The sequence below is a fragment of the Xenorhabdus hominickii genome, from assembly GCF_002632725.1.
Lineage (GTDB): Bacteria > Pseudomonadota > Gammaproteobacteria > Enterobacterales > Enterobacteriaceae > Xenorhabdus > Xenorhabdus hominickii.
This window is the reverse complement of the sequence record NZ_NJAI01000027.1, coordinates 1-2,413: the sequence shown is the minus strand read 5'-3', so window position 1 is coordinate 2,413 and position 2,413 is coordinate 1. Positions and strand designations below refer to the sequence as shown.

4 protein-coding genes and 1 pseudogene are annotated in these 2,413 nt (G+C 47.4%); all 5 read right to left on the bottom strand.

Annotated features, from left to right (window positions below; translation table 11 throughout):
- Positions 1-243 (bottom strand): annotated as a pseudogene (locus Xhom_RS24675) (HNH endonuclease); the annotation flags it as partial.
- Between the two features lie 4 nt (positions 244-247).
- Positions 248-679, bottom strand: coding sequence for a hypothetical protein (locus tag Xhom_RS24670; RefSeq protein WP_069315754.1), 432 nt, complete (start codon positions 677-679; stop codon positions 248-250).
- 723 nt (positions 680-1,402) lie between these two features.
- Positions 1,403-1,639: an Rz1-like lysis system protein LysC gene (lysC, locus tag Xhom_RS47320; protein WP_418384823.1), complete on the bottom strand. Its 237-nt coding sequence runs from the start codon at positions 1,637-1,639 to the stop codon at positions 1,403-1,405.
- A complete protein-coding gene (locus tag Xhom_RS24660) occupies positions 1,554-1,934 on the bottom strand; it encodes a hypothetical protein (RefSeq protein ID WP_069315753.1) in 381 nt (126 codons plus the stop codon). Before Xhom_RS24660 ends, lysC begins: the two co-directional genes overlap by 86 nt.
- A 5-nt stretch (positions 1,935-1,939) precedes the next feature.
- The coding region (locus tag Xhom_RS24655; protein WP_099140118.1) for a phage antirepressor N-terminal domain-containing protein at positions 1,940-2,413 on the bottom strand (474 nt) is incomplete at its 5' end.

Sequence of the window (2,413 nt, the reverse complement as noted above, 5' to 3'; positions counted from 1 at the left end):
AACCGTTGTCCCTGTCACGGCCCGACCTTGACGCAGGCATTGCTGACACAAGTGCTTGTCTCTGGCCTTGATGGTGGCCCTTAATCTGTCCCATGGGCTACCATAACCGCGTTCATGTCGGCTCTTGCCTTGTTGGTGATTCTGCCAGCCGGTGTGCAGGTGGTCAGGACAGTAGCCGCTTCGGTCGGTGGTGGTCTTGGGACAGCCTGACTTGCGACAGGCGCGGGGGATACGGGGCGGCATAGCGTCACCACGTTGAGAACAGTCCGCCACATCGACTCTCACGATTGACGAACTGGCGTATTTCTTCACGGACTAGCTGGCGGAGGTGATCGCCATGGCTGGCTTTGGTTATTTTGGCTGAATCAATGCCAGCCGATTTTAGGTCAAGAGGCTTAATGACTGCTCTCACCTTCCCTTCTGAATCACGGATCTTGAAGCTATCGGCAGTAATTTCAACTTTAGCTCCTGCATCTACTGCCAGTGTCATACCTGCGTCATAGGTTTTACTCGCCTGTTCCTTTTCCACCTTTTGTTTGGATTCATCATAAATGCAGAGCTTTGGCGGAGCTTTTTCACCTATGGCCATCTTTTGCTTCCCTTCCTTGTCATACCATGCTGAGTATCCATCAGCCGTTATAGATGCGCTGCCATCTTCTTTGATAAGTATCATCATCATCGTGTTTTACCCTCATTCAGAATAAATAACTGGTTTGATTTATATAAAAGTCCTCGCAAGCGCCCTAAACATGGGCAATGTCCGATAATCGGACTTTGGTCTCTACTGCATAGCTATCACGACTCAATGAATCATGATGGCAATGTAGGCCGTCTCTCCGGCTGTCACATCACTTCGTCTGCCTACAGCGGATGTTGCTGATAATGACCGTCCTACACGGTGGCATGGGTTATTTTGATTCTGTCGGTACGCTTGATGCTAAGGAAACAGGTCTCAGCTAATACCGGCAGACGGCGATAACCCGGCGCAAATAAAAATGCCACCACGGGAGGTGATGGCTTGGGTATTCCTTTAACCACTCAAGGGAGTGGGCAAAGAAATATTGACTTTAGTTTCAGAGAGTAACTAATTGTTAAGTATTATTCGCTTGTTATTAGGGGAAGATGGGTTTATTAGATTTACCAGTTTTTGTGATAATAACGTTGTAAAAGATGTGGAGAATGATTATGAAAAAATATCTTCTTCTTGCTCTAGTGGCAGGCACGACTCTTTTAGCTTCAATGCAGACTTACGCTATTGCCTGCGCACCTGTGATTCTAATACCCCCACTATATGAAGAGTGTGCAGTTAACTGTCATTCGGAACATCCGGGATGGCTAGGGGAGGCATTCTGTTTATAATAACAATCAAGCAGGAGACAGGATGGCTCCTGCCACCCCAGTATCATTTGCTCTGCGGTGGTAATGTGTTCTCTTCTATTTCCCGTATCGCCTGCTTATCCAGATTGCACTGCTCAATGACCGTCAGTAACTGCTCATTCAGAATGAGACTGTCACTCCATGTCATTTTGTCGGGTATCGCAGGAGGCAAACAATCAGCGAGCAGAAGTGCCGGAATGGGTACCGGTGGCACCGGAACGTATTCGGTTCGTGTGTTGCTGCAACCGGATAACAGCCCCATCAGGCACAAGGCGATGGGCGCAATCATGATTAACCACCGCATCTTTGATGGCTGTTTTAGTCTGCTCAGAATCCACGGCTGACCGATGCCGGTTTTCGCTATTAATGCGTGAGATATCATTGAATATCCTGACAGTCTGAAAGGTGTTGGCGGTCATGACCTGTTGATGCTGATACTTCGTGTCCAGCTCGCTATAATCCTTGGCCTTTTGATGATACTTGCTGTAGTAGAACCACAGCAGGCCAGAGACAATCACCAGAGCACCGAGAGTGAAATACTGGCTGTTGAGTTTCATATTACTCACCTTGATTCGGTGCGTGTTATTTTACCCTTACCTATTTCGGCTAAAGCAAGATCCAGAACTAAATCAGTAGCCTGTCCGACCAATCCTTTTATTTTGCTTTCATGTTCAGGTCTGACCTTCTTCCATTCGTTGAGGCCAGTACCAAACACACTGGCGATCTGCTTGTCTCTTTTAAAGTCAGCACAGGCCTGATTCAGTTCTTCCATAACACTGCGCTTGCGGGGATTAACCGCTATGCCCTTTGTCCAGTATTCATAGAGGACATCATCGCACTCATCCTGATAACGGATCACCTTGCCCCTAATTTCAGGCTTAACCTTGTTAGGGCTGATAGTGGCTAACCAGCCAGCCAACTTACGAAGAGCGAGGCGAGTCATTTCCCTCTTTTTACCGTCTGCGGCAACTATAACGATTTCCGTTATAGTTGATTTGAACCTTTGTTTTATCTTCTCTAACTGTGATTGCCAAGC